Source organism: Mesorhizobium sp. 113-3-3 (genome assembly GCF_016756495.1).
Taxonomy (GTDB): Bacteria; Pseudomonadota; Alphaproteobacteria; order Rhizobiales; family Rhizobiaceae; genus Mesorhizobium.
In genome coordinates, this window is sequence record NZ_AP023243.1 from 6,232,763 (window position 1) to 6,259,580 (window position 26,818).

The following is a 26,818-nucleotide window of genomic DNA, read 5'->3' on the forward strand; positions in this document are numbered from 1 at the left end:
ATGCAGCGCAAATGCGCCGTTCACGGATTTGCCAGTTGAATGCCCGGCCGGCCGATGCGGGTTGTCCTTCCAAATCTCAAAGGACACGTTCCACGACGCAGCGGGTCACTGAATGGTGGGCCGTTGATGTGCGTCAATTCGCTCAAAGCCTTGGCATGGCACTAATCCGTCATGCTCCACGCCGTCTCGAATTGCCAAGACAATCGCCCAATGGTGCCGGAACAACCTGACGGGTCCGACCTGCATCCCATTCCTACATCGGCAGCGCCGGGCAGCACGGCACTTTGCCAGGCGCGAACCTTTGCCGCCCCCGGCCTGCGTGCCGCTATAGCGCTCCAAATGGTGCGTTCGGTCCTGCGACTTGCCTTCACCGGCCTGTCTGCAATCTTCGTCGGCGAGATGATCACGGGAGACGCCAATTTGCCGCTCCTCGGAGCGGCATTGGCTACCCTGATCCTCGTTTCCACGATCGGCCTTTTGACAGACCGCGCTGTTGCCAATACGGAGCTGAAGGTCGCCAATGGGCTACTTGGGACGGCGCGCAGCGCCCTTGCCGCGGCGCAGTCCCGCGACATCCAGGCAATGCCGCTCGGAACGTTGATTGCCGGACTGCAACGCTATCCGCAAGCCGTCGCAAGTCTCGCAGTGGGACATCGCCTGGCCTCGGTCATGCTGGGGCTCGGCCCACTGGTTGCCGCGGCAGCAATCATGGCGGTCTCTTGGCAAGCTGCGTTGGTACTTGTGGTTCTAACGCCGGTGATGATTGTCTTCTTTATCCTGATCGGCCGTGCGATCCGGATCGGCGCCGAGGCACAGGAGAAGGCCTTCGGCCGCCTCGCAGCACAATTCGCCGATCGAATCCGGGCGTTGCCGACAATTTTGGGAAACCATGCACTGCCGCGTGAGAGCCGCAAGCTCGCGACGCGGATGGACGCCTATACATCGGGCACGATGAGCGTCCTCAGGGTCGCCTTCCTCAACGCTGGCATCATCGACCTCTTCGCGTCGCTTTCGATCGCGATCCTTGCCGTATTTCTCGGCCTCGGACATCTCAAGCTGATGAGTGTTCCCGGCTTTGCCGGGCTGCAACTCTGGCAAAGCCTGTTCATACTCATGATCGCGCCCGAATATTTCGCTCCGTTCCGCCGTTATGCCGAGCAGTATCACGCCAAGTCGGAGGGGTTCGCAGCCGCCACGGCGCTCGACACGCTTGTTCTGGCAGCGCGTCCGCAGTTCGCGGACTTCGAAGCGGCTATCTTGACCCGCGAACTGCTTGGCGAAGCATCGCTCCTGCCTCGGACGGGGCTGGTGGCCATCACCGGGGCGAGCGGATCAGGCAAATCTACCTTGCTGCGCCACGTTGCCGGGCTCCGTTCAGCACTGCCGGATCAAACGGAGCGCGACCAGCCTGGCATCGCGTGGTGCTCGACCGAGATCTATGTACCCGAAGGCACCCTTGGCGACGCCATCGGCTGGGAAGCTGGACCGTGTTCCCGGACCCGCTTGTTCCTGGCTGCGGGCAGTGTCGGCCTCCTCGACGACGCGCTTCTGCCTGGAGGGATCGATGCATCGATCAAGGCCGGCGGCGAAAACCTTTCAGGCGGACAACGCGTGCGTATCGGACTGGCGCGAGCGCTGCTCTCGGGCCGCGACATCTTCGCCGACGAGCCGACCGCCAAGCTTGATCCCGCAAATGCCGCGATGGTCCGCCGCGCGCTCGCCGATGCGGCGCAGACCCGCCTGGTTCTCGTCGCAACGCATGACAGGGCCCTGGCCATGCTTGCTGGCAACACGATCGACGTTGGATGGCACAACCGGCAGGCACAGGAGAAGGTCGCGTGAAAGACAACGTTTCCTCGATCGTCAACCTGCCGCAGGCAAGCATCCGGCAGACGGCGCCATGGCGCCTCGCCCTTGTGTTCGCATTTGCGGCCTTGGCGGGAGGGATCTTGCTGACGAGCGTATCCGTATGGCTTTTGGGCGCTGTCGCTCTGGCTGGAATGACACCCGCCGCTTTGACGTTCAGCTTTCAAATGCCCGCCGCATTCATACGGCTGTTCGCCCTGACCCGAACGGCGGCCAAATATGGCGAGCGTGTTGTCGGGCATCGGGCGGCGCTGACGGATCAGAACGTGCGCCGATCGGCGCTTTTCGCCGCGATGGCCGCCGCCCCGTCCGTTCGCAGGGCCAGTTGGCAACTTGGCAACCAGGATCGCCTTGCCGACTTTCTCGACGATGTCGAGGACGTGGACTACGCACGCCTGCGCGTCAGCCTGCCGTCGGTGACCCTTTGTGTTGCCCTTCTCTTGCTTCTGGCAACAACTCTTTGGATGACCCCGTTGGCAGGCGTCGCTATTTTGATCCTCTTCGCGGCGAGCGCCGCCGCGGCCGTCTACCTCGCCAGCCGGATTGAAGCCGATCAGGCTGCACTGCGCCTAAGCCGGCGGCACGCCTCGCGCCTGCTTGGCGCCGCGATGCAGGCCGTGGTTCCGTTACATGGCGAAAGGCGCTGGGACGCTATGCTTGGCGAGCCGTTCGGCGGTTATACCGATGCGCAGAACCGCGCGCTGATGCTTCGCCGCCGCCAGGCGCTGTTGGACATGCTGGCCAGTTGCATGGCGCCATGCGCCATGCTGAGCGTTCTGGCATGCGCGTGGCTGGCGGGCCTGCGCGGCGCGGCTCTGTTGCCACCGGCGCTCCTGGCATTCGCCTGGCTTGCCGTCGGGGACTCTCTCCAGGGCGCATCGAGGATTCTGATTGCCTTTGTACGCGCGAAGGCAGCGAAGGCCGCGCTGGCGAAATGGCTTACCGCTCCGGACGCACCGCCACGTCGATATGCCCAGGATCGCATTTCCACGCTTTCCCTGGACGGCTTGCCGCGCTGTGCTCCAGATGGCCGACGGATTGGACGGCCTCTCGCCGCAGTGTTCAAAGCGGGCAGGCCGACAGCCCTGCATGGCCCCAGCGGCTGCGGCAAGACCTCCCTGCTCAAGCAGATCGCCGGCTGGCTGGATGCCGGTGATGGACGCATCGCGGCAGATGGCGTGGGGCTGCGGTTGGAAGCACGCCGGTCCATGACTTGCTTTTGCCCGCACGACGCGACCGTTTTGGCCGACACGGTGCGCGAGAACCTGTTTGCCCCAAACGCCACCGACGAAGAATTGTGGGCTGCGTTGAACGCGGTGGAACTGGAGGGCAGGATCAGCGCAGCCGGCGGCTTGGACAGCTGGCTCACGCAAGGCGAGCTGTCGCTCGGCGAGGCGCAAAGGCTGAACCTCGCCCGCGCCTGGCTTTCCGACAAGCCTATCGTGCTGTTGGATGAACCGACCGAACATCTTGATGCCGAACAGGGCGAACGCATCCTCAGCATCTTGCTGCATCGGCTGCGGCAACGCATCGTGATCCTGTCGAGCCACGAGCCATGCGGAATGGCTTCGGGGGGTCTCGTCTTTCGTCACATTGCGCAAGGGTGAGCTGGACGATGGTGCAATCGCCACTGCCGGCCAGTAACCGCGGCGTCTTCAACGTCGTCAACGTCATAGAAATCGAGGAAAAGACCATCCAAAGGGAATGAAGCTTTGTAAACGGCCTCCTTTAAAACAAACAGGCAGCGGGCATAAAGTGGAGACATGCCAAGGCGACTGCGTTCGCCATTTGTCGTCACGATGTCGATGAGATCTTTGGGCAAGGTTTCTGCTGGCTCGATATCAATACCGAGAGTCAAAAATCTGCTTTTCGGTGAAACGGCCGCCACTGCTGTTTTTCGATCATGCGCCAATGAACCCACAATTCCTCTGGGCCAGATTGGTGGTCCACCCGTTGACTTGTTGATCGCTTCGCAGGCCTGGCCCAACTCTTGGAGCAATGATCGGGCAACGATTCGAGCAGCACCACTTTGTCTGCGAACTGTGTTCACCGAATTGCTATAAGAAACCGCCTCCGAGGGGAGGAGGGCGTCCTCCTCCCCTGCGCATATAGGTCGACGGCCAACGAGTAAATCAGACTACCACCAGAAACTTTCGGCCGTGCTCGTGGGCGAAATCCCCAAGGATCTTACAGGGCATTCAGCGCATGAGATAGAGAAGGTGGTTGCCGCCGCGTAGTTGGATGGGTGCTCCTGGTCTTTTTGCCTGCAGGCGACATGCCAGGCACCCTCCTTGGATATTTTGAGATTTGCACGGGTGTGTCTCGATACACCCGTGCCCCAGGGAATGCGTTAGCCAGCCGGTGCGCCCCCAAGTCACAAGATTGATGTCAGGTCTAAGCCGGTCGACCATACTGCGTGGCCCGCACTATGATTGGGGAACCTGGTTCTTGCGAAGCCGTTGTGGACTGTAGATCGAGGTCCTGCGCTTGAGCGAACCAGCCCCAGATATCGAGCGAAGGCCTCTCGGCAGTCCCTGCCCTCCCCCGCCGACTGGGATTAGCGGTGCATCCGCTCAAGACAAATACAGCCTTGTCGCGGTGATGCTTGTGGCATGCCTCGTTCTCGGCTTTGGGGTGCTCGCCGAGGAGGTCCTGGAAGGCGATACGACCAAATTTGACCTGGCGATCATGTCGACCCTTCGCGCTGCCGATCCCGCCAACCCGATCGGTCCGCCATGGCTACAGGAAGCAGCCAGGGATGTGACCTCAGTCGGAAGCGTGGTGTTTCTTGGATTCGTGTTGGTGGCAGGGGTTGTCTATCTTCTTCTCATTCACAAGCGGGCTCTCGCCATTTGGATGGGGGTGGCGGTGACCGGCGGCGAACTGCTTGGCACCATCCTGAAATTGAGCTTCAACCGGCCCAGGCCGGAAATCCCTCATGTCACGCGGGTATTCACCGCAAGCTTCCCGAGCGGCCATGCAATGCTCTCGGCGATCACGTTCCTGACCGTGGGCGCCCTCCTTTCGCACGCAAATCAGGATCGGCGTCTCAAACTGTATTTCATGGCGCTCGCTGTGTTTCTGACGGTGGCCGTTGGCGTAAGCCGGGTTTATCTCGCGGTCCACTATCCCACGGATGTGTTGGCCGGCTGGTGCATTGGTTCAGGCTGGGCGATCCTGTGCTGGATAGTCGCTTTATGGTTTCAGGAAAGGCCGAAGCGGGGGCCAAAGACTTGAAGGTCATGGCACTCATCAACAAAAGGGCCGGCGCTGCGGCGCGCAAGGGCGACATCGAGAGAGCCGTACGGGATGGGTTCGCCGAACGTGGCGTCGAGGCGGATGTGCGATTGGTGGAAGGGCGAGAGGTTGGAGAACTCGCCCGGCGCTTCGTTGCTGACAACAAGTCGACTTCCGGCGATCAATCAATATTGGTAGTGGGCGGTGGCGACGGCACTCTCGGCAGCGCGGCCTCGGCGCTGGCGGGGACGGATGTGGTGCTCGGTATTCTTCCGCTCGGCACGCTAAACCACTTTGCCAAGGATTTGGGTGTGCCGCTCGACCTGACTGCGGCGATCGGTACAGTCGCGACGGGCAAGCCTGTCGCAGTCGATGTCGCCGAGGTCAACGGCCGAGTCTTTCTCAACAACTCATCGATCGGCATCTATCCCTTCTTTGTAGCAAAGCGTTCAGCCGAGCAGCGGCACCGCGGGTTCGGCAAGCTTGCCGCCATCGGTCCCGCCCTGATGAGAACGTTGAGATCCGCCTCCTGGCAGGCTGTCCACGTCGCTGCCCAGGGCACCCGCGAGAGATTGCGGACCCCTTGCGTATTTGTCGGCAACAATTTCTACGACATCGCCGATCTTGGCCGTCGCGGCAGCCTCACGTCAAAAGAACTGTGTGTCTATGTCGTCAAGCAGCAGTCCTGGTTTGGACTCGCACTGCTTCCGTTCAAAATCGCGTTCGGCATGATCGACTCCGCCCGAGATCTGGAAATCTATCGGGCTGGTTCACTTCAAATCACATCGCATCGCCACGCCATGCTGGTTTCTCTGGATGGCGAAGCCGTCAGTATGGCCATGCCCCTGAACTTTCGGATTCGACCAGCGGCCTTGCACGTCCTTGCACCTGCCAAAAGAGACCAGAACCGGTGACCGTCGCTGAAAGCGGAGAACTTCAGTGAAAACCCTGGTCCACCTTTCGGATTTGCACTTCGGAAAGACAGAGAGCCGGCTTGTGGAGGCGATTGCGACGGAGGTTCTTGCGGTCGACTCCGATTTGCTCGTCGTGTCAGGAGATCTGACGCAGCGCGCCCGGAAAGAGGAGTTCCTGCAGGCGCGGGCATTCCTTGATTCCCTTCCTGGCCCCCGCATCGTGGTGCCAGGCAATCACGACGTGCCGCTCTGGAATCTCTTCGCGCGTGCCATGACGCCTCTGTCGCGTTACAGGCGCTACATCGAGGCGGACACCGACCCGTTCTATGCCGACGGCGAAATCGCCGTGGTCGGGATCAACACGGCACGATCCCTGACAATAAAGGACGGCAGGATCAACGTCCGCCAGCTCGAGGCGGCGACGGAAAAATTCGCACATATGTCCGATGACGTTACCCGGATAGTGGTCACGCATCATCCTTTCGAAGGGCTGGACCTGGAAAACGACGACGGCATCGTGGGCCGGGCTGATCTGGCAATGGACGCCTTCTCGCGCAGCGGCGTAGACGTAATATTGTCTGGCCACCAGCATCTTCACCGCGCTGGTTCGAGCGCACGGCGCTACCTTATCGACGGCTATGCGGCACTGCTTATTCAAGCGGGAACGGCGGTTTCGTCGCGGGTACGCCAAGCTGCAAATTCGTTTAACATCATTCGCGTCGAGCAGCCGAGGATCTCCATCGAATGTCGGGCATGGCAGCCTTCGCAGTCCGGGTTCGAAACCTCAGCCAGTTATTCCTTTCGGCAAGGTCCAGGCGGGTGGGAACCTGCTTGAATGGCGGTTGTGGAGAGCGTCAACATTCCCAGAATCCGCCGACATACGGCTAAAGCTGAGATTCGATGGGGAGGTGCCTGACCAAGGCGGCCAGTATGCGGCGGGACCATGCTGCCTCGGGTTCGCGAGTGTAGGTTTGCGGCCTGCCTTCATCGCTGCCATGCCAGCGAAGAACCTCGTTCTTCAATTCGAGCCGGTAGCTCGCTTCCGGCGCTATCTCCGATTTGAACCTGTGCCGCAGTTCCGCGACCAGATTCTCGTGTTCAAAAAGCACGCCCATTTCCGAATTCAGGGATACGGACCGCGGATCGAAGTTGAAGGATCCGACGAAACCGATCCTGTCGTCGACGCTGAACGCTTTGGTGTGCAGGCTGGCGCCCTTGGATCCAAATACGGAAATCTTGGGCTGCCGGCTAAAGGGTTGGAGCTCGAAAAGCTGCACGCCCATTCTCAGCAAGCGCTTGCGATAGTTGGCGTATGCCCCGTGGACCGCGGCGACATCGGTCGCGGCCAAGGAGTTGGTCAAAACAGAAACCTGCACTCCATCGTCGACGAGGTCGCCGAGGATTTTTGAACCCTTCTTGCCGGGGATAAAATACGGGGACACGATTTCCACCCGCTTGCGCGCCGACTGAATGATTGGAAGCAACTCCTTCATCAGCCAACCGCGCGGTCTCCAGCCTCGGACCTTTTCCGGAGGGTCGGAGATCACGCGCACGCGCTCGACCCAATGTACGTTGCTGCTCGCCGCTATGAACTCGGCGATGGAGCCCTTGTCCCTGATACCGCTCAGAAGCGTCGATTCGGTTTTCTCCTCGCTTCCGTCGAAATACGAGGCATGCGAGCCTGGAACGGATGCGCCGAGTTCAGCTATTGGCTTGGCGTCCTGACATACCCAGAACGTTTGGAAGATCTGTGCGGTTTGCTGGACGGCGGGACCGAGAAGCAGCATGTCGAGGTCACGGAAATTCGTCTCCGCTGCGTCAAAATACGCATCGCCGATATTGCGCCCACCGACAATGGCGATGTTGTCGTCGGCAATCCACGCCTTGTTGTGCATCCGCCTTGTCAATGCAAAGAGCCGCAAGAGGACTTCCGCGCCGCGCATGAGGCCGCGCGCTCTGATGCCGCTCGGGTTGAACAATTTGAGTTCGATGTTTGGATGGTTGCTCAGCGCCAAATAGGCGGCATCGCTCTTGCGCGGATTGACGTCGTCGAGCAGCATTCTGACCCGCACGCCTCGCTGGGCCGCCCGGACAACTTCCTGCAAAAGCAAGCGCCCAGTGTGGTCGTCATGCCAGAGATAGTACATGAGATCGAGAGTGCGAGCCGCGCCCCTTGCCGCTAAAACACGCGCGGCGAACGCATCGTAATTGTCCGAAATCAGCAGCAGGCCGCTCTTACCTGCTTTGATTTTATCGGCCGATGTTTGCGTAATCGAGACGTCCATGGATTGACCAGTTTCGGAGGAGAACGAGGCGCCGTTTCATTACGTCAAGAACCCGCGAGCGCTGATCTGGTTGCACGGGGGCTTTCAGCCTGCTGAGAGCGCACGGACAGTTCGCCCGTAGGCAATCAGGTGGCTCGCTCATTTCGTTGCGCTGCTTCTTGTTCGAGCAACGCAATCTTTTCGCGGATTTCCTCCGGCTCGGCATGTTCCAGGCCGACAACGTCGTTTCTGGTCTCGTCCAGTGAAACGATGATCTCATCAAGCTTGGCGTGGATGGCGGCGGTATCGCGATAGCCCTGTATCAGGACAACACCGGTGATCACAATGGCGGCCACCGAAAGGGCATAGGTGACTGCGTTGGTCAGTCCGAATGGCACCAGCGCGGTGCACAATACCATTGCGACCATCATGACGTAGAAGCCCGGCGGGCGGGAAAGGAAGTCCGCCGCCACAAAAAGGATGCGGTTCATTCAAGCGTTCCCATAATTGCGCGGCCGGGGACTCGATCTCGCGCCGAACGCCGCCGAGGATACAACCACATCATCATATCTTGGCCAGAGTGAATGCGGCTATCAGCGCGGTGAGACCGACGCAAATGGGCACAGCCAGGAGGAAACCGGCCTCTATGAAGCGAGTCTTTTTGTCATTGAACATCCACCCGTCGCTGGCCAAATTGAAGTTGACGGGTTCGCTCGCCGCTAATGCAGCGAGCGAACCGTTATCAGCGCAGGAAGGGACATAGCTGCGCGGATTTTGAAGTGTGGGGTATCCAGATTCAGCCAAGGGATAATCCAACCATGAGCAGGGCTATCGCCAAAAAGAAGACTGGCGCCAGCAACCACCGCGCTTGACCAACACTCCTGTCCATAAATTCGTTCCTCCGGTTCCTTCGCTGGCAACTTCCAGGACATCCTACCGTTCCAAGCTGAGCGGCCGGCAAGACCCTTGCGCCATTCGACCGGACTTTGGTCCAACCATTTCGCCCGACTGAAGTCCACCCAAGGGAACGATTGCACCCACGCCAAGTTGGCAGCTGAGCTTCGACATCACCGATCGGAGCCAATCTAACGAGGAGCAAGACTATGAAATTGCATCTGTCTGCCGCAGCCGCGGCATTTCTTCTGCTCGCAGGGGCCGGCGTTGCGGCGGCCGAGGACATCATCATTCAGCCGGAGCAGGAAACGGTTATTCGTGAATATGTGAAGAAGCAGCCGCTTGCTTCTGTGAAGGTTCCCGGTGTCGAACTCAACATCGGCACGGCGCTGCCCGACACGGTCGAACTCCACGAAGTTCCGAACGTCAAATACCGCTATGTCGTGATCGACAACCGGACGGTTCTGGTCGATCCAAGCAGCCACAAGATCATCAAAGTCTACGACTGACCGGCCTTGCCGGCCAAAACCCGTCGCCTCTGCCGGCGACGGGTTTTCATTGAAACGGGAGCTCACATGACCGCGAGATCTCGCAAAATCCGATGCCTTGGAAATGCGCGTTGAAACCTTCGGACCAAGTTCGCGGACGCGAACATTACCGGCGACGACCTGATCGCCGCTTCTTTTCTCAATGACGATTAGCTCATTCCTGGCCATTGGCCTAAGGTGGTCCAGCCGGCTGCGTCTATAGCGTCGGAGTGGAACAAGGAAACGCCATGACTTCGACAGCAGCGCTGATCTGGTATCTGGTGATTGCCGGCCCGCAGGGCGGCATGGCGGTGTTGCCGAGCACTTTCGACAAGCGCGAACAATGCACGGCCGCCATTGCCGAATACCAGAAGCAGCCAACCCCGCCGGGCTGGACCCTGCAGTGCGTCCCCAGCGCTTCCCCATTCACCAACAATGGATCCGCCGAATAGCGGGAAGCGCAGCCAAAGGCCCGGCAGAGCTATCACCTCCTCTGGCGCAACCTCCTCCTTACGCCTTCGGCTCGACCGCCGCCCCTAGAAGGTGGATATGTTCGGTCGCAATTTTGAGCAGGGTTTCCGCGGTCTCTTGCGCTGTCCATCCCTGGGCCTCCGATTCAGCCACCAAGGCCGCGAACGCCGCTTCCAGGGCCACCTCACAGTTGACCGCCCGATCCGGACTTCCTTCCGGCAATATCGGTGGTTGAATTGTCTGGGACATGCGCGATCTCTTCCAAAAAGGGGAAACCCGCGCCCTTAGTGAAGAACGCGGGCCGATCAAGGTTTCTGGCCCGATCTTCAGCAAGTAGCGCGAGGGAGCGTTGCCTGCCGCAATCACCAACCCTCGGAAGTCACATATGTTCCAGATCAACGAATCGAAAGTCGCACGCATCGACCACGGTCGGTCCAGCGACCTAAAATCGATTCGAACTCGGGTTCACTTGCGAAAATCAGGCGAGGGATGCTCGATGGCATCGAGGATAGTGCGTCCCAAGAATCCTGCGTAGAAGCGTGCCGCAAAAACGTGTTGCCACGCAATTGTTTCACCAAAGGGTTTGCCCCCGCCTGTGTTTGCCTTGTCGCTCGCGCGCGACGATAGCCCGAACTGCCTCGGCCGACGCATGGGCAGACCAGGATGATCCTGTCGCAGCATGAGCCGACATGGCCCTCGCCCTTCTCCCATATCAATTCGCTCTTCAGGATGCCGAAGCCAGGATCGGTCACCTCAGGGCGCCTACCTTCCCGTGGATTGCTTCCAGAGCAACTCACGCACCGCTCTCGAATCGCAGCAAAGCCAGCGCCCATATTGGTAGATCAACTTTCAAATAGCCGTTCGGGTATGTCAAAGTGAAATGACAGGCCGGGCGAACCGTTGCATAGCGGGGTGGTCAGCGGCCAAATGATGGGCTCCGCTGCTTGGGAGCGACGATCGCACTCTCGCCCGTAGTGGAGGCGCCTGATGCTTGACCGACCTATTCGCTCACATAACGAGGGGTTTTACCCTAATGACCTCGAGACGCTGAAGGTGGCCTTCGACGCCCTTTGTGTTGAATTCAATGTTCTTCCCGACACAGCTGGTGCGCATGGGCTTGCAGCCGAGCTGATAAGGCTCTTTCAGACCGGCATGACGAGTGAAGATATGCTGATGATCGCAGTGCGTGGCCGTTGGCAAGACGAATGGAAGATTGCTGGTTAGAGCTTTCCCCTCTCGTGAATGCCGACATCCGGCTAGCTTGCCGGCAAGGAGGCGACAGAATGGAATTCGTACATGTGGCTACCGAACTTATTGCTGGTCCCGCTTAAGTATCCTGGCCTCGCGGACGAGCGAAGAATGATCGTAACCGACTATTGAAATGAGGTAACGTACCTGCGGCTCTGAAATACCGGTCTCGTCAGCGACCTTGCGCACAAACTCGGCCCTTGGGTCGAATATTTTTGGCAATTCGGTCATCAACAGCTTCCTTTGTTTCACCTGAGCACTTCTAACGCGCAACGCGCGCGGGACAAAAAATGAAGGCCGGAGCAAAAGCCCTCAGATCACCAGACTAAGCTGCGCATAGGTCTGCTCGGTATCGACGATGCGCTTCTTGGTGGCCAATGCGTTAGTGGCTGGCCTTGCGAGCGGCCTCGGCCTCGAGGACATCCACCGTATAGACAAGTTCACCCTTTTCGTCCGAGACCCGGACCAGCCAGCCGGACAGTGCATCGGTCCCGGGCTCCAGATCGACCAACAGATCGACTGCGCAGCGGATTGCTTCGGCCCGTGCAGCTTCGAGGCTTGGCATACGGGAGGGAGGTATCCGCCGACTGGTTTCGCCGTCGCGATAGTCGAAGAGATAAACATCGCCCCCCGTATCGCTTGCCGACGTCACCGCGACTTCGTCGAAGTTTCCATTGCTGGTTGCGTCATACTCGTTGGCGGCAAGACCGAATGTGGCGGTTTGGACGAGAATGGCCTTTGCGCGGGTCAGAGCAAATTCCTCGTCTCCATCGACATTAGCCATATCCACGGTAACGCATTCACTGCCCTCGCCGCAAAAAACCACGCGCAGGATCGCTTGGCCGTTCAACGCGGTGGCATTCAAGACTTGAGTCCGAACGATTTCCATTTAGGGGCTCCTAGCGTCGGTGATGGCGGGGCCGGCCCGAAGCCGGCCACCAGTTTCAGTCCAGATGTTCAGGCATGTCTTCCAAATGATGCTTGGTCCAAGTCGTTACGGCGTGGATGGCACGTCTGCGTCACGCATGAAGTCCAGCTGGTTGGCAGCGACAGCACCGGCTTGGCGCCGATTCCGAGAAAGCCGCCGACATCGATGACAATCTGACTGCCGTGCAGATGAGAGACGGTGCCAATTTTTTCGTCGTCAGCGCCATAAATGGTCGCGCGGTCAAGAAACTCCGGTGTCAGTTCATTGCCGGCAAGCCGCGTGTGACTGGTATGGTCCATTGGTGCATCTCCTCAGTGCGTGGGTCAGTCCCAATCTATGAACAGGCTAAGGGTTCCAAATCGAGGAAGACCGTTCACCGTGACCAACTTCAAAAACCCGGAGGTCAAATCAATGATGGCCGTGACGCCGCCAGTCGATGCAACCGCTACCGGAACCAAACGAGAGCGATCAAGTTAGCCTTCTGCGCACAATCAACGCATCAGCGTCTTAGGGCGCGAACAGGAGTAAGACATGGGCGTTCTCAGCAAATTCTTCTCTGGCCTGGGTCGCAAGGCGCCAGCCGACAAATCGAGTGGAGACATGCGCAAGGCAACGGGCGCCGGCCCAGCGATTGCTGCTCATTCCAAGGACGCCAAGACGTCGGCAGCGACCGGTCAAAATCCAGCGGCGGCCAAGAAGAAATCAGCCAGCTGACGCCGACGCTTTACACGTCCTGTCACAGGCTTCAACAATGCCCGCAATGGAAAATTCCAGTCCATCCGCCGCGGCTCTCACTGATCAATCGCCTCCGCAATATATTCCTTGAGATTGCCGATTTCGTCCTGAATGTCCTCGGCGGTCGGTATCGTCCGCGAGCACCGCCTCCGATGTTAGCTCGGCTTCGCTCAATGCCTTCATCTCTTCATCCTCTGGTAGGCACTTCGCCAAACGTCGATGTGTCTGAAAAGGATGCGCGCCTACCGAAAAATCGTTGTGCAGCCCAACGACATGGTCGATCTTTCAGGAATAGCGGGAACAGCTTTGCTGTTTAAGACGTTGAGGAGATAAAAGCCCGGGCATGAGGAGGCGAATTGGTGGAAGCGCTCGACCGCAACCCAACTCCGGGTCAAGGGAGGGACGCACCGGCGACACACTCTAAAGTCCTGGTCGCATGTGGCGGCCAGTGAGACCAGAGCATTGACGTCGGGAGCGAACCGGGCTCAGCAGCCACCCGGAAAAGAGGCCTCGTTGATCGATGGAGAGGCCGCCAGTCGCGCTGCATCGACAACGGAAGACAGCAAGGCAGCTCTGAGATCGGAAGATGGCGATCGCGGCCGCGAGGCGGCCTGGCCGTCCCAGATCCCCGCGCTTGGCTGGAAAGATATTTTCTGGCGCTTGTGGGAAGAATTTAACAAGGACCGGGTTCTGCTCGTCGCGGCCGGTGCCACGTTCTACTTGCTGCTGGCGCTGTTCCCGGCTTTGGCCGCTTTCATTTCAATTTATGGCTTTGTCGCGGACCCGGTTACGGTTGCGGACCATGTCGCGTATCTCGGCGGATTGCTTCCGTCAGGGGGGCTGGACCTCATTCGTGGTCAACTGCAAGCCCTGGCCAGCCAGAAACCCGGTGCTCTCGGCATAGGCTTCTTCATCGGCCTTGGTATCGCGCTGTGGAGTTCCAACAGCGGCATGAAGGCCCTCTTTGATGCCATGAACATCGCCTATGAGGAACGCGAAAAACGCAGCTTCATAACGCTCAACCTCATGTCGATCCTGTTCACAGTTGGAGCGCTGCTGATCGGCATCGTGCTGTTGCTCACGGTGGGCGTCGTTCCGGCACTTTTGGGCTATTTCTATCTTGACGCGTGGACGGAAACGCTCGTCGCGGTATCTCGGTGGCCGATCCTGGTCGGTGCGATGCTGACCGGAATTTCCTTGCTCTATCGCTTCGGACCGAGCCGCGAGCGAGCCAAGTGGCGCTGGCTGAGTTGGGGCGCGTTGATTGCGACGGTGGCATGGATCGCAGCGTCTTGGCTGTTCTCGTTCTATCTGCAGCATTTCGCGAACTACAACGCCACCTACGGGTCGCTAGGGGCTGTTGTCGGTTTGATGATGTGGACATGGATTTCCGTCATCATTCTCATTGCTGGCGCAGCCATCAATGCCGAGATGGAGCATCAGACAGCCGTGGACTCGACCACAGGCCCTCCCCTGCCCATGGGCAAGCGAGGTGCTGTGGTAGCGGACACGTTGGGCAAAACCGCAGACTGACTATCGAACGAACAGGCACTGTCAGCGAGGATGCGTAGTCGGGTCCCGTCAGCGCGCCTGGCTAGATGTTTCTACTTTGCGTCCTATGCGGCTTTGCTCTTGCGTGATTTTGCATGTGCTGGTCTTGGTTGCGAGCGGGATCGTGCGTTGAAGGAACCGTGCTCATCGCGATAAGCTCTGCGGCAGGGTTAGGTTCCGCCTTACTCAACCTCGATAGTCTTTCGGGCTGGCTTCCTCGCGGCTGCTCGACGACGCCTGAGGAGAGCCGGGTTATCAACCGGTGGTTCAGCCAGAAGGCGCTGTGCTCTAAGCCGCTCCGTCTTGGCAATTCTGGCTACGCGCTCGGCCTCGATCGCCAGTTTCGATTCACGATCTGCACGCTCGATTCGTTCCTTGTCGATCCGACGTTGGGTCAAAGAGAGCCTCCCTTTGCTAACAGACCAAATGAATGCCGACCTGCCAAAAATGTTCCGTCTTTCTGGAATGGATCATCGCCCGTTGCACGCCGTTGATTCGATCACCGCAGACTCGTCGAGTTCGGCTTCCAGTTGATGGCCGACAGGCCCGTTTTTGGCTCCGCCGGGTGCAGAGAGTCTTCAAAACCCTGCAGCCATGCCTCAGCCAACACCTGCCAGTAATCCGGCAAGGCGTGTTCCTTGCCTTCCGTGCGCGCCTGTGCGCAATACGCCGAGGCGACTTGCGCACAGCGTCGCCGATGAAGGCCTAGCTAACGGCCGGCGCGATCGGCCCTCGGGGCGAAGCCTTCAACCAGTTCGTCGATGGGCCGCTGCGGCATTTGCTGTCGCGCCACTTGGAGACTATCCCTGCTAGGCCGGCCTTGCCGAGCAGCCGGAAAACACTTCGGCTTCGCCTGGCAGCGCTCGCTGAACTGAATCCGGCTGCGAGGCTCGATCATGCCGGCCGGCAAACGCGGATCACCCCGATATGGCGAGCCGTGGTTTTTGGGTTTTTGCACCGCGGAAGAGGCGCGCGCGACCGGTTGGCGAAGGCGCGTCGGAAAAATGCTGATTGGCGAAGAGGAGGTTTGCCGGCTGTTTGGATCAGGAAGGTTACGGCGTAATCGGCCCTTGAGCATGCTCAAGACAGAAGAACCCGCCACGGAAGCCCCTGGCGGGTTCTATGAAGGCTGATCCACCCAACCCTCGCGAGGAAGTGCCTGGCCGAGATCAAATTCTGGATGCTCTATAGGTTCCAAATCAGTTGAGGAGGCGCCTCACTTAGCCGTGAAAAATGTGAGCAGGACTTTACCTTTTTCCCCGAGCAAGCAGACAAAGCGGTCTGGCGCTCCGGTTTTGCCGCCTCGAGCGATGTAGGCTTCGCCCAGAACAACCGTCTTGACAGGGACGTTCTCGACAGTCGTGTCGGCTTTGCTCAGCGCGACGCTTTCCATGTCGATAACCAGGTCGCTGATGTTCTTGTCCGTCTCCTGAAGAGCCACCAAGCCGGTCGACTTGCAGGCACCGAGCGCCGGATCGTCGGGTGTCTGCGCAAGGCAGCTTCCGGTCAGCAACCCCATAATTACGGACGACGCGAACATATTGTGAATCATATTGGTTCTCCAAAGGACGAGCCAACTTGCGAGTAGCCCTGCCACCACGAAGCAATGGCGTCGGGAGAAAAGTCACAGTCTCGAAATTCGTTCCTAGCGGGGAGGAGATAAACGTGGGCCGGCAGGATTTTGAGTGTTGGGATCGATCAACCAGCACTTCTTCGCCGCAATGCGCGCGCTGGCAGCCTCCTCGGAAAGCATTCAAGAGAGGCTGATCGGAGCGAATGTGAACATTCTGAATGTCACGATCGACAAATTCGTCGGCGAACGCGAACTCAAAATTTGCAAAATTGCTTGACCTTCTGGCTGTTGATCAAGACGATTTGGAGACGGTCGCAGTTGAGAACGCGGCGCACATGTCGGACTTCGAAGCTGTGAAAGTCGCCGATCTGATCTACGATTTCTATTGCGAGATCACCTAAACCGCGGTGGCTGGCTAGCAGGCTCACTCCATACGCCAGATGTTCGACCAATGCGCCAACGGAAAAGCCCGCCGCCGAGCAAGCGACGACGGGCTCTGCTCGCTCGCTCGGTCGAGGGAGAACCGAGCAGACAACGAACCTCATGGGCGCGAGTTGGTTCCAGACAACCGATGGACAATAGCGGTACCTGCGGAATTGCGGGCCATGGCTTCTTCGTCATCCGGCCAACAAATGCCCCAGCCGATCACAGCGAGCAGCACCCCTCCTAGCAGCATGCCAAGGACAGGCTTCCCTATTGCCGCTTGCGCTCTGTCGTTAATCATGTACCTCATCGTCAGAATTGGTGGCCATCTCGGGGATGCGCGGGCAAGGTTTCCCCTGGTCAAGCGACCGCGCCGCTGAAAAGTCGGCCGCCGCCTGCACCAACCATTAATACAAAGGTATGTTCCAGAAATAAAAACCCGCCGCTCTGAGGGAGAGCAGCGGGCCAGGGTCATGGAGTGCTGGGATCAACCAGCATGGGTCAACGAGCGGTGGAAGTGTTGGTTGCGAAGGAAGCCGAAGGTTGACGGCGATTTTTCACAGCACTTTCCGACCGGTCTTGACGGCCAAAATCGCGAGACCCATATCGCCGTCGGCGCTGACCGTTCGTGGCGCGCCTATATCAAAAATCAATTGTTCGTTCGACTTGGAGGATCCTATGAACGATCGGATGTTTGACAGCCCTGTCTTCGTGAAGAGCGGCGGGAACCTGATCCAGGAAATTGCTTGCCTCGAGGACGCCCTGGAATTTCTTTACGATTGGCCGAAAGAACGGCGGGGAGTTATCTACCAGACCGCCCTTCGCGCCTGTCAGCGCGCATTCGACGCCGGCTATCCGCTCTCAGGCGCTCGCGAAGCATTTCGCGGTTTCGCTAGGTCGGCCAAAATCCATGAAGAAAACACCGTGCCTTGGGCGAGGGCTGGAAACCGGAGCCAGAGCGGCGGATTGGTCGCTTAGGCTTGCGAGGGAGGCAGATCGCGATGCTATCAAAACCTTTTGAAAAACCGGTTCGCGTCTGGGTTGGATTGGGTTTCCCCCGCCAACTCAACACAGTCGCCGACGCCTATCAATTCGCAGTGGAGTGGTGCGGCAATAGCCCGGAACAGAAAGCGGCTATTCGAGCCTGCAAAGCCGCGTTGGTCGGTGATGTCGACCCTGAGACTGCACGAGGCGTTTTTACAGCCTTCGCGCGGAAGAAAGACATCCTGATGGAAGATGTGGTCACGCCCCCGTCCCTCGGAAGATGGACGCCCAGCCACGTCTAAAGGCCACGAAAGGCGGTTGCCACGACGAGCGGCCGCCTTTCCCTGATCTTTCATTTTCAAGAGAACGTTAATGGCAAACGAAGCCACAGTTAGATCCCCTGCCCATGAGGTAAACGCAACTCCGTATGACGCTGATTGCCAGGATGCTCTAGCTTCCCATGTCGACGAGCTGATAAGCCGCGCTGAAGCAGCCGGTTGGAACCGAACTCGTGTAGCTTCAGCACTAATGTACTTGGGTGCCAAGCGGCTTACTTCGACCTAACAAGTCGATCGCTCCACTTAAGCGGTCGTTTGGAGGGGCCGGAGGGTCAACGTTTCCTAAGGCAATCAATACGTTACCGCATGGTTCGCCAACCCATTTCCTTCGTATTCTCGTATGGTCGGGCGAACCTAAGAACGACGAACGAGATTAACTACTGGCTTCGAGATGCCGACGCTGTGGCTGCGGGTCGCCAAGAACTTCCTCCTACTGAATGACGGACGCGATCAAACAACTAGTTCGACCCGGCCGCGCCGACCGTGTCTTGATGGCGTTGACCAAATCCGGCTTGCCACATCGGGATCACCTTTACCGTTCAGGCATGGCTCTCGATGAAACTTAGAACGGCCCTGTTGAAGCCTTCCGGCCGCTCCCAATAGGCCGAATGTCCACAATCGGATACGAGAACCCTCTCAGCGCGGCAACGCGGCTGTGGAGGAGACGCATCATCGACGGCGGCATATAGAGACCGGCGTCACCGGCCATGATGAGCACAGGAAGCGTCCAGGCCGCCAGATGATCCCACACCACCTTGTACTGGTAACCCTGCACTTTCATGTCACCAACCTTGGCTTTGCTCAAGCTCATTCCAAAGGGCGCGACCTGCCGTATCGATGTGCCGATAGGAAGGACCAAGCTCCTTGAAATCGCCCGGCATCGCGTCGAAACCCTCTGGCCATAACAGTTTATAGATGGCGCGATAGTCGTCATTGGTGATGCCCACAATCGTATTTGCAAGCACCAGAGACCGGACCCGGTCTTCATCAGAGACAGTAAAGTCGGTCGCGATCATGCCGCCTGCCGCGGTGCCAACGAGATGAAATTTGCCGAGGCCGAGATGATCCACAAGCTTGAGCAGATCTTGCGAACCAGTACCAGGCTTGGCCATTCGCTGCTGACCTCGCGGTCACCATGCCGGATCGCGCACAAAGAGACCCGGTGCAGCCATCGCCCCAGCCAACAGAGCGCTACCACCACGCCAGCTGAGACTGAACCCACACCAAAGAAATAGAGAAGAAGCAGGGAGGCCAATACAGCGCAGGATTCGCAGCTACTATCGCGAAATTCTGCAGCAAAATCAATATCTTATCGGAACAATTGATGGTACCGTTGGCTGGGATCGAACCAGCGACCTCCGGATCCACAATCCGGCGCTCTAACCAGCTGAGCTACAACGGCACATTTGCCTGAGCGGAATCGGTGCGGAAATTCGTTCCACTTGATCCGCTCTGTCGTTCGGCGATGCGTCCATACGGGCTTATGGATTTTAATTCAAGGCCTTTGCGAAGCAAAGGCCACTTGCCCACATCTCGCCGCATCGCGCGATATCACCGGGCAAAGAAAAAGGCCGGCGGGAGGAGGTGCCGGCCTTTTCCTGTTACGAGCCAGCGGGAGGAGGCGCTGGCTGGTCACCCCGGGAGCAGAGGGAGGAGGTTCCACTCGCCGGGTATTCCTTGATGGCCATCATCATACGCCTGATCGTTTTTAAGAAAATGCGACCTTTTGTTGCATCTTCAGATCATGCGCAAATATTAGGCAGCCTTGATGTCCTTGATCGCCTTCTCGAAGGCGGTCTTGATCGGCTTGGAGACGTCTTCGGCCGCCTTGGAGGCAACAGCCTGGAAGTCCTTGGCCTGCTCGACCGTCAACTCGACGCGCTTGCGCAGGAAAGCGGTCTGCAGCTCGACGACTTCCGACAGCGACTTGGCGCCGATCAGGGCTTCGAGATGCGAGAAGCCGGCTTCGGCATTGGCGCGCAGCGTCGCGATGGTCTTGAGCGACAAGTCGCTGGAAACAGTCTTGGCGGTTTCGTAGGTCGACTCCAGAGCCTTCTGGGTCTCCTCGGCGCCGGTCTTGAGCTTGGCATAGGCCTCTTTCGACTGCTCAACGCCCTTCTCGGCGAATGCGCGGATCTGGTCGGTGGCCTTGGAAGCATCGAAGCTCGGGAATTCAACGTTTTCGATCGTGTCGGCAGTCTTGGTCCTGGACATTTTCCATCCTTTTCAGCGGCAGCGGCTTTGACGGAAAGCCGTCTCGTTCAGTTATGATGGCAATATAAAGGCAAATTTTGTGCATTGCAATATCTTTGTTGCAGTGCACCATAAATTTCTTTCCGGCCGTTAACCAAAAGCCCAGAAACCAGCCTTTGCACGTTCTGGCTTGTGGACCTTCGCGGCTGCGGCTTTTATTAACAAAGCGTTAACTGCAAATTTCGCCGCTCCGTTAGGGTTCGCCAAGCGCATGCCGTCCGAATATTCCTTCCTCGACGTTGCCGTGCTCGACGCGGTGCGCCAGCGCTTTGCCGCCGGCGACGCGCTCGCGATCCTGTCGGTGGACCTGGAGCAGGTGATCTGGGCCAATGGGCCGGGCGCCGCCCTGTTCGGCTACCCCGACATCGAAGCGATCATCGGCGCCTCGGCACAGTTGCCATTGATCGCCCGCCGCCAGATCATGGCGACCAGCGGTTTTCCCGAGATCGGCAGCGATCGCGGCATTACCGTCAGGCTGGCGACGGGCATGACCAGCCGCACCATCGGCTTCCAGGCAAGTGCGGTGACGCTGCCCGACGGCGAGAAGGCGATCATGCTTGCCGTGCCAGCGGCCCAGACTGGCTCGCGCGGCGCCGCCGAGATCGCCAGTCGGGCGATCAGCGGCTTCACCGAGGACGGCCATTTCATCGCCTTCATCGATGCGGTGGGTAATGTCGAGGCGGCGTCGGACGGCTTTTCGAAGCTCGGCATCCTGCCCGCGACGCTGGCCGCTCTGGTGGCTGATGTGGCCGCCGAGGGCGAGCGCATCGTCAAGCGCCTCGTTCCGGGCGGCAACACCTCCTACCCGGCCGGTCTCGCGCGGCTGACGCCGGAGCGGCATCTTCTGGTGGTGATCGATGAGGATCAGCTCGAGGACAACGCCGCTGCTTCAGGGGCGTCGGCAGACAGTCCCTCGGCAGCAACGGAAAACCCCGCCAACGAGATTGACCATGCAACAGCGGCAGAAGGCGCCGCGCAATCCGATCCTCACCAGGACAATCAGCCAACGGCGGATGTTTCGCAGGCGGAGCCTGTCGAACGGTCGCCCGGCACTGCCGAAATCGAGCAGGAGCCCGCCTCTTCCGAGCCCGAGGCCGAAGACAGGCCGGAACGGGCAGCACAAGAGGTTTCGGAGCCAACCGGCCCGGCGCCGGTTGCCGCCGACAACGATCAGCGGGCCGCAAGGGGCACACCGGCACAGCACGATCACTGGTACTTTAACGCCGGTGAGGATGACGCGCGACCCGCGCCTGCCGCGCCGGAAGCGAAAAATGCGGACCAAGCGGCCGGCGCCGAGGCTTCGGTGGGCAGCGCGACGCCGGACGAGGCCGCCTCCCCGGCTGCATCGACCGCGACCCAAGCTCGCACGATAGACCGCTCGGCGGCGCCGCTGCGCTTCGTCTGGCGCACCGACGCAGAAGGCAAATTCAGCGCGCTGTCGCCGGAATTCGCCGACATTGTCGGCAAGCCGGCCGCCGACGTGATCGGCCGGCGCTTCAGGGATGTCGCGGCGGCCTTCGGCCTTGACGCGTCCGGCGAGATCGCCGGCCTGCTGGAGCGGCGCGACACCTGGTCCGGCCGCTCCGTACTTTGGCCTGTCGTCGGCACCGACCTGAAGATTCCCGTCGACCTGGCGGCTTTGCCTGTCTATGGCCGCAGCCGCGCCTTCGAGGGTTTTCGCGGCTTCGGCGTCGCGCGCGCCAGTGATGCGGTCGTCGATCCAGAAGCGATCGGCATGGCCCTGGTGCCCAATGGCCGGGCTCCGGACCCGGAAGCGGTCGAGCCTGCCGCTGAAGAGCCTAAAGCGAAAGAGCCGAAGACCGAGGAACCAGATGCGGCGGACCCGTTCAAGGGCGAGGTGCCGGCGCTGACCATCGTTCCGAAACAGGAGCGGCGCTTTGCCGACAAGGTCATCCGCCTGGCCGAACACCGGCAGCCGGCCAACGACAAGGGGTTGTCGACGCTGGAACGCAGCGCCTTCCGCGAGATCGGCGAGCGGCTGAAGAAAGACAGTGCGCCGGCCGAGCCGCCGGAAGCGGAGAAGCCCGGTACCGAAAGCCTACCGGTGGTCGAGACACCGGCTGAGCCCGCGGCTGAAACAGCAGCCGAGGCGCCGGTCGCGAAGACGGAAGCTCCGATCGAGTCCGCTGGCGAGATTGCGTCGACGCCCGATGCTGTCCCGGATCAGGAGCCGGCAAAGGCCGGCGAAATCCCGGTTGCAGAGCCAGACAACGACGCGGTGCCGGCCGAGCCATCCGAAACCGATGCCGAGGACCAGGCGGATCTCGCACGGCTCGACGGCGCCCATCCGGACGACGCGGTTCACGAGGAGGAGAGTGACACGCGGGCTGCTGCCACAGGCTCGCTGCTCAGCTACGCCGACCGCGAAGACGAGCCAGGCCCCGTTGCGGACAATGACGAGCCCACGGCCTCTCAACCGGAGCCTGTGGAACCGGAAGCTGCCGAGCCCGACTCGATCGACGATGAACCGGCAGCTGCAGACGCCGGACATCTCGCGGCCGATGACGACAGCATGACGTCGGCCGATTTCCGCGATGCCGAGGACAATGAAGACTGGGTCGATGGCGAGAAGGCCGTAGCCTCTAACGGGCGGGCCGCCGCGTTCAGCCGCGAAATCGCCGGCACAGCCGACGCTGTCGAGAGCCCGGCTGGACGGCCGCGTCTGCAAGTGCCGCCGCTCAAGACCGAAGGGATCGTGCCGTCGGCCTTTTCGATCGGCGACGAAGGCAAGGCTCCGGACACTTCGCTGCTCGGCAAGCTGCCGGTGCCGCTGCTCATCCATTCGGGCGACCAGCTGCACTATGCCAATGAGGAATTCCTCGACCTGACCGGCTACGACACGCTCGAGGATCTTGAGGATGCCGGCGGCCTCGGTGCGCTGTTTGCCGATCCCTATGCCGATGACGGTGCCGCCGATGGCAGCGACCGGGCGTTGCGGCTGAAGACCCGCGACGGACAGGAGTTCCCGATCGACGCCATCCTGCGCTCCGTTCCATGGCGCGACGGCAAGGCGCTGATGCTGGTCGTGCGCCGTTCCGGCGAGGATGACGCGCCCGCGGCCCTGCACGTGGTCGGCGAAGAGCCGACACAGCCCGACATTTCCGAGCTCAAGGCGCGCATTGCCGAGATGCGTACCATCATCGACACCGCCACCGATGGCGTCGTGCTGATCGGCAGCGACGGCACCATCCGCTCGATCAGCCGGCCGGCCGAAGCGCTGTTCGGTTTCGACAGCGACGAGGTGACCGGCAAGCCGTTCGCCTCGCTGTTTGCCATCGAAAGCCAACGCGCGGCGCGCGACTATCTCGCCGGCCTGTCCGAACCCGGCGTGGCGAGCGTCATGAATGACGGCCGCGAGGTGATCGGGCGCGAGGCGCAGGGGCGCTTCATCCCGTTGTTCATGACCATCGGCCGGCTGCCCAACGACAGCGGCTTCTGTGCCGTCGTGCGCGACATCACGCAGTGGAAGCGAGCGGAAGAGGATTTGACGCAGGCACGCGCGGTGGCCGAACGGGCGTCCTCGCAAAAGACCGATTTCCTGGCCCGCATTAGCCACGAGATCCGCACGCCGCTCAATGCCATCATCGGCTTTTCCGAATTGATGGTCGACGAAAAGTTCGGGCCGGTCGCCAATGACCGCTACCGCGACTATCTCAGAGACATCAACCGCTCGGGCAACCATGTGCTCGATCTGGTCAACGACCTGCTCGACATCTCGAAGATCGAGGCCGGCCAGCAGGAAATGGCCTATGAGGCGGTGTCGCTCAACGACACGCTGGCCGAGACCGTGGCGATGATGCAGCCGCAGGCCAACCGCGAACGCGTCATCATCCGTTCCAGCTTCGCCTCGCGGCTGCCGGAAGTGGTGGCCGACCTGCGCTCCGTGCGCCAGATCGCGCTCAACATCCTGTCCAACGCCATCCGCTACACCCAGGCCGGCGGCCAGGTGATCGTTTCGACGGCCTATGAGACTTCAGGCGACGTCGTCATGCGGGTGCGCGACACCGGTATCGGCATGAGCCAGGCCGAGATCGAACAGGCGCTGAAGCCGTTCAAGCAGATCAACGCGCTGAAGCGCGGGCGTGGCGACGGCACCGGCCTTGGCCTGCCGCTGACCAAGGCGATGGTGGAAGCAAACCGCGCCCGCTTCACCATCAATTCGACGCCCGGCGAAGGCACGCTGGTCGAGGTCGCCTTCCCGTCGACGCGCGTGCTGGCGGAATAGCAAGCCCAAAAGAAAAGGCGCCCAAAGGGCGCCTTAAGAGATGGGATTGCTGTCACAACGGGGGCTTGAGCGAATTCAGATCCTCCGGGGGCTGAGGAACGGGATTTCTCCCTCAAGTTACATGCGACTATCGGGGCCGGGCCTTAACAAGTCCTTACCGGACCGCTGAAAGATTTACGAATGTGTACCACTCGTGAAATCTAGGTAAATTCCCGCGACATGGTTCGTTAACCATGCCGGTCGGGATCACTCGGCAAGCTGCGGCAGGTTCCTGAACAGCTCCAGCGCTTCCGGGTTGGCGAGCGCTTCCTTGTTCTTGATGGCGCGGCCATGCACCACGTCGCGCACGGCAAGCTCTGTGATCTTGCCCGACTTGGTGCGCGGAATGTCCGACACCGCGACGATCCTGGCCGGCACGTGGCGGGGGCTGGCGCCACTGCGGATCTTGGCGCGGATGCGTTTTTCCAGGTCCTCGTCCAATTGGACGCCCGCGGCCAGCCGCACGAACAGCACGACGCGCACGTCATTGTCGAAATCCTGGCCGATGCACAGCGCCTCCAGGATTTCCGGCATCTGCTCGACCTGGTTGTAGATCTCCGCCGTGCCGATGCGCACGCCGCCCGGATTGAGCGTGGCATCCGAACGGCCATGGATGATCATGCCGCCATGCACGGTCCATTCGGCGAAATCGCCATGGCACCAGACATTGTCGAAACGCTCGAAATAGGCGGCCTGGTATTTCTTGCCGTCGGGGTCGTTCCAGAAGCCGATCGGCATCGATGGAAACGCCTTGGTGCAGACCAGTTCACCCTTCTCCTGCCGGATCGGCTTGCCGTCATCGTCCCAGACATCGACAGCCAGGCCGAGGCCCGGTCCCTGGATCTCGCCGGTCCAGACCGCTTGGGTCGGCACGCCGAGCACGAAGCAGGAGACGATGTCGGTGCCACCGGAAACCGAGGCCAGATGCACGTCCTTCTTGATGCCGTCATAGACGAAGCGGAAATCCTCGGGCGAGAGCGGCGAGCCGGTGGAGGCGATCGCCCGGACATCAGACAGATCATGGCTGCGGATCGGCTTGAGGCCGGCCTTGCGCACGGAATCGATGAACTTGGCCGAAGTGCCGAAGAAGGTCATCTTCTCGGCATCGGCGAAGTCGAACAGCACATTGCCGTCGGGGTAGAAAGGCGAGCCGTCGTAGAGCAGAAGTGTCGCCCCGGAAGCCAGGCCCGACACCAGCCAGTTCCACATCATCCACCCGCATGTGGTGAAGTAGAAGAAGCGGTCGCCGTCAGCGAGCCCGGCATGCAGCCGGTGTTCCTTGACATGCTGGATCAGCGTGCCGCCGGCCGAATGGACGATACATTTGGGGATGCCGGTGGTTCCTGATGAAAACAGGATGTAGAGCGGATGTGAAAACGGCAGCCGCTCGAAGCCGACGGCTTTTTCCACGAAAGGGAACAGCGCCTCTTCCATCGCCATCGCCTTGTCGATGGTTGCGGCCACATCGGCCGAGGTGCCGAGATAATCGACAAGCAGGACCTTGCGGACACTGCCGAGCTTGGCCGCGACCGCGGCGACCTTGTCGGCGACCTCGATCGCCTTGCCATTGTACCAATAGCCGTCTGGCGCGATGAAGATGACGGGTTCGATCTGGCCGAACCGGTCGAGCACGCCCTGTTCGCCGAAATCGGGGGAGCAGGATGACCACACCGCGCCGATGGAGGCGGCGGCAAGCATGGCGGCGACGGTCTCGGGCATGTTCGGCATCATCGCGGCAATGCGGTCGCCCTTCTTGACCTTGAGCGACAGGAAAAGCTGCTGCAGGCGCGACACCAGGCCATGCAGCTGGTTCCACGACAGCCGTCGCTCCACCTTGTCCTCGCCGCGAAAGACGATCGCCTCGCCGGCACCGGTCTTCTTCAACAGGTTCTCGGCGAAATTCAGCGTTGCGTCGGGGAAGAAGGAGGCGCCCGGCATCTCGTCGCCATCGGCCAGCAGGCGCTCGCCCTTGTCGCCGACGATGCCGGAAAAGTCCCAAACCAGGCTCCAGAACGCCTCGCGATCCTCGACCGACCAGCGGTGCAACTCGGCGTAGGAGGCGAATGTGGCGCCGGCTTTCGCCTCAGCCGCCTTCAGGAAAGCCGTCAATGGCGATGCGTCGATCCGGTCTTGCGTCGGGGTCCAGAGCGGTACTTCGGCAGCCATGATCGATCCTCCCACGGTCGTCATCGCTTATGCATATCGCAGCGCAGCAGAGCAAGATTTTGTTGGGCGCAAGCGGCCAGGTGTGCGCAAATGCCATCGCCGGGCCATAAAGACTTGAAATGCCTCAGTCTTAAGTCGTAGTGACGGCTGGGGTTACACAC

General features: G+C 60.2%; 27 protein-coding genes, 1 tRNA gene and 1 pseudogene. 15 read left to right on the plus strand and 14 right to left on the minus strand.

The window, feature by feature from the left end:
• Window positions 1-210: 210 nt before the first annotated feature.
• Window positions 211-1,842 (plus strand): ABC transporter transmembrane domain-containing protein, encoded by a 1,632-nt coding sequence (locus tag JG746_RS30230; protein ID WP_202356063.1) that lies wholly within the window; start codon window positions 211-213, stop codon window positions 1,840-1,842.
• The gene (locus JG746_RS30235) at window positions 1,839-3,473 is read left to right on the plus strand and encodes an ATP-binding cassette domain-containing protein (protein ID WP_202356064.1); all 1,635 of its coding nucleotides are present in this window, start codon (window positions 1,839-1,841) and stop codon (window positions 3,471-3,473) included. The genes JG746_RS30230 and JG746_RS30235 overlap by 4 nt, the downstream gene beginning before the upstream one ends.
• On the opposite strand, the gene JG746_RS30240 is transcribed toward JG746_RS30235, so the two are convergent.
• On the minus strand, window positions 3,455-3,916 hold the full coding sequence (locus JG746_RS30240) for a 4'-phosphopantetheinyl transferase family protein (RefSeq protein WP_202356065.1): 462 nt from the start codon (window positions 3,914-3,916) through the stop codon (window positions 3,455-3,457). The genes JG746_RS30235 and JG746_RS30240 overlap by 19 nt on opposite strands.
• A 58-nt stretch (window positions 3,917-3,974) precedes the next feature.
• Between JG746_RS30240 and JG746_RS37280 the strand changes: the two genes are divergently transcribed.
• The 4 genes from JG746_RS37280 (at window position 3,975) to JG746_RS30255 (ending at window position 6,852) form a co-directional block, all read left to right on the plus strand.
• A complete protein-coding gene (locus tag JG746_RS37280) occupies window positions 3,975-4,103 on the plus strand; it encodes a baeRF12 domain-containing protein (RefSeq protein ID WP_446721222.1) in 129 nt (42 codons plus the stop codon).
• A gap of 250 nt (window positions 4,104-4,353) precedes the next feature.
• Window positions 4,354-5,103 carry a phosphatase PAP2 family protein gene (locus JG746_RS30245; protein ID WP_244730551.1) on the plus strand — a complete coding sequence of 250 codons (750 nt, stop codon included), beginning with the start codon at window positions 4,354-4,356 and terminating at the stop codon, window positions 5,101-5,103.
• Window positions 5,064-6,017 carry a diacylglycerol/lipid kinase family protein gene (locus JG746_RS30250; protein WP_244730553.1) on the plus strand — a complete coding sequence of 318 codons (954 nt, stop codon included), beginning with the start codon at window positions 5,064-5,066 and terminating at the stop codon, window positions 6,015-6,017. Before JG746_RS30245 ends, JG746_RS30250 begins: the two co-directional genes overlap by 40 nt.
• Before the next feature lie 25 nt (window positions 6,018-6,042).
• Window positions 6,043-6,852 (plus strand): metallophosphoesterase family protein, encoded by an 810-nt coding sequence (locus JG746_RS30255; protein ID WP_202356066.1) that lies wholly within the window; start codon window positions 6,043-6,045, stop codon window positions 6,850-6,852.
• 49 nt (window positions 6,853-6,901) lie between these two features.
• Here the strand turns inward: JG746_RS30255 and JG746_RS30260 are convergent, their stop codons facing one another.
• From JG746_RS30260 to JG746_RS30270, 3 genes are all read right to left on the minus strand, one after another.
• Window positions 6,902-8,302 (minus strand): phospholipase D family protein, encoded by a 1,401-nt coding sequence (locus JG746_RS30260; RefSeq protein WP_202356067.1) that lies wholly within the window; start codon window positions 8,300-8,302, stop codon window positions 6,902-6,904.
• A gap of 125 nt (window positions 8,303-8,427) precedes the next feature.
• Window positions 8,428-8,772, minus strand: a complete 345-nt coding sequence (locus tag JG746_RS30265) for a low affinity iron permease family protein (RefSeq protein WP_202356068.1) — start codon at window positions 8,770-8,772, stop codon at window positions 8,428-8,430.
• A gap of 73 nt (window positions 8,773-8,845) precedes the next feature.
• On the minus strand, window positions 8,846-9,085 hold the full coding sequence (locus JG746_RS30270; RefSeq protein ID WP_202356069.1) for a hypothetical protein: 240 nt from the start codon (window positions 9,083-9,085) through the stop codon (window positions 8,846-8,848).
• Between the two features lie 299 nt (window positions 9,086-9,384).
• Between JG746_RS30270 and JG746_RS30275 the strand changes: the two genes are divergently transcribed.
• Both JG746_RS30275 and JG746_RS30280 read left to right on the plus strand, forming a co-directional pair.
• On the plus strand, window positions 9,385-9,684 hold the full coding sequence (locus JG746_RS30275) for a DUF1236 domain-containing protein (RefSeq protein ID WP_202356070.1): 300 nt from the start codon (window positions 9,385-9,387) through the stop codon (window positions 9,682-9,684).
• A 266-nt stretch (window positions 9,685-9,950) separates the two neighbouring features.
• Window positions 9,951-10,154: a hypothetical protein gene (locus tag JG746_RS30280; protein ID WP_202356071.1), complete on the plus strand. Its 204-nt coding sequence runs from the start codon at window positions 9,951-9,953 to the stop codon at window positions 10,152-10,154.
• A gap of 58 nt (window positions 10,155-10,212) precedes the next feature.
• Here the strand turns inward: JG746_RS30280 and JG746_RS30285 are convergent, their stop codons facing one another.
• Entirely contained in the window at window positions 10,213-10,422 is a 210-nt protein-coding gene (locus JG746_RS30285; RefSeq protein ID WP_202356072.1) for a hypothetical protein, read from the minus strand.
• Between the two features lie 738 nt (window positions 10,423-11,160).
• Here JG746_RS30285 and JG746_RS30290 point away from each other — a divergent pair.
• Complete coding sequence (locus JG746_RS30290; RefSeq protein ID WP_202356073.1) at window positions 11,161-11,397, plus strand: hypothetical protein; 237 nt, start codon at window positions 11,161-11,163, stop codon at window positions 11,395-11,397.
• 87 nt (window positions 11,398-11,484) lie between these two features.
• Here JG746_RS30290 and JG746_RS30295 read toward each other — a convergent pair whose 3' ends face one another.
• The 3 genes and pseudogenes from JG746_RS30295 to JG746_RS30305 form a co-directional block, all read right to left on the minus strand.
• Entirely contained in the window at window positions 11,485-11,652 is a 168-nt protein-coding gene (locus JG746_RS30295; RefSeq protein WP_202356074.1) for a hypothetical protein, read from the minus strand.
• Window positions 11,653-11,803: 151 nt separating this feature from the next.
• On the minus strand, window positions 11,804-12,310 hold the full coding sequence (locus JG746_RS30300) for a DUF6894 family protein (RefSeq protein ID WP_202356075.1): 507 nt from the start codon (window positions 12,308-12,310) through the stop codon (window positions 11,804-11,806).
• A 55-nt stretch (window positions 12,311-12,365) separates the two neighbouring features.
• A pseudogene (locus tag JG746_RS30305) lies at window positions 12,366-12,648 on the minus strand (PRC-barrel domain containing protein).
• A gap of 232 nt (window positions 12,649-12,880) precedes the next feature.
• On the opposite strand from JG746_RS30305, the gene JG746_RS30310 reads away from it, so the two are divergent.
• Window positions 12,881-13,063, plus strand: a complete 183-nt coding sequence (locus JG746_RS30310; RefSeq protein ID WP_202356076.1) for a hypothetical protein — start codon at window positions 12,881-12,883, stop codon at window positions 13,061-13,063.
• A gap of 537 nt (window positions 13,064-13,600) precedes the next feature.
• On the plus strand, window positions 13,601-14,617 hold the full coding sequence (locus JG746_RS30315; protein ID WP_446721223.1) for a YihY/virulence factor BrkB family protein: 1,017 nt from the start codon (window positions 13,601-13,603) through the stop codon (window positions 14,615-14,617).
• A 1,234-nt stretch (window positions 14,618-15,851) separates the two neighbouring features.
• On the opposite strand, the gene JG746_RS30320 is transcribed toward JG746_RS30315, so the two are convergent.
• Complete coding sequence (locus JG746_RS30320; RefSeq protein ID WP_244730556.1) at window positions 15,852-16,187, minus strand: hypothetical protein; 336 nt, start codon at window positions 16,185-16,187, stop codon at window positions 15,852-15,854.
• 136 nt (window positions 16,188-16,323) lie between these two features.
• On the opposite strand from JG746_RS30320, the gene JG746_RS37285 reads away from it, so the two are divergent.
• The 3 genes from JG746_RS37285 (at window position 16,324) to JG746_RS30335 (ending at window position 17,917) form a co-directional block, all read left to right on the plus strand.
• Window positions 16,324-16,485, plus strand: coding sequence for a hypothetical protein (locus JG746_RS37285; RefSeq protein ID WP_244730558.1), 162 nt, complete (start codon window positions 16,324-16,326; stop codon window positions 16,483-16,485).
• Window positions 16,486-17,309: 824 nt separating this feature from the next.
• Window positions 17,310-17,609 (plus strand): DUF982 domain-containing protein, encoded by a 300-nt coding sequence (locus tag JG746_RS30330; RefSeq protein WP_202356078.1) that lies wholly within the window; start codon window positions 17,310-17,312, stop codon window positions 17,607-17,609.
• A 23-nt stretch (window positions 17,610-17,632) separates the two neighbouring features.
• Window positions 17,633-17,917, plus strand: a complete 285-nt coding sequence (locus JG746_RS30335) for a DUF982 domain-containing protein (protein WP_202356079.1) — start codon at window positions 17,633-17,635, stop codon at window positions 17,915-17,917.
• 598 nt (window positions 17,918-18,515) lie between these two features.
• Here JG746_RS30335 and JG746_RS30340 read toward each other — a convergent pair.
• The 4 genes from JG746_RS30340 to JG746_RS30355 form a co-directional block, all read right to left on the minus strand.
• Window positions 18,516-18,758, minus strand: coding sequence for a hypothetical protein (locus JG746_RS30340; RefSeq protein WP_202356080.1), 243 nt, complete (start codon window positions 18,756-18,758; stop codon window positions 18,516-18,518).
• The gene (locus tag JG746_RS30345) at window positions 18,736-19,065 is read right to left on the minus strand and encodes an alpha/beta fold hydrolase (RefSeq protein WP_202356081.1); all 330 of its coding nucleotides are present in this window, start codon (window positions 19,063-19,065) and stop codon (window positions 18,736-18,738) included. Before JG746_RS30345 ends, JG746_RS30340 begins: the two co-directional genes overlap by 23 nt.
• Before the next feature lie 213 nt (window positions 19,066-19,278).
• Window positions 19,279-19,355: transfer RNA gene (locus JG746_RS30350), tRNA-His, on the minus strand.
• A 353-nt stretch (window positions 19,356-19,708) separates the two neighbouring features.
• Window positions 19,709-20,167: a phasin gene (locus JG746_RS30355; protein WP_202356082.1), complete on the minus strand. Its 459-nt coding sequence runs from the start codon at window positions 20,165-20,167 to the stop codon at window positions 19,709-19,711.
• Window positions 20,168-20,417: 250 nt separating this feature from the next.
• Between JG746_RS30355 and JG746_RS30360 the strand changes: the two genes are divergently transcribed.
• Window positions 20,418-24,452 (plus strand): PAS domain S-box protein, encoded by a 4,035-nt coding sequence (locus tag JG746_RS30360; protein WP_202356083.1) that lies wholly within the window; start codon window positions 20,418-20,420, stop codon window positions 24,450-24,452.
• 246 nt (window positions 24,453-24,698) lie between these two features.
• On the opposite strand, the gene JG746_RS30365 is transcribed toward JG746_RS30360, so the two are convergent.
• Window positions 24,699-26,657, minus strand: a complete 1,959-nt coding sequence (locus JG746_RS30365; RefSeq protein ID WP_202356084.1) for an acetoacetate--CoA ligase — start codon at window positions 26,655-26,657, stop codon at window positions 24,699-24,701.
• Window positions 26,658-26,818 lie beyond the last annotated feature (161 nt).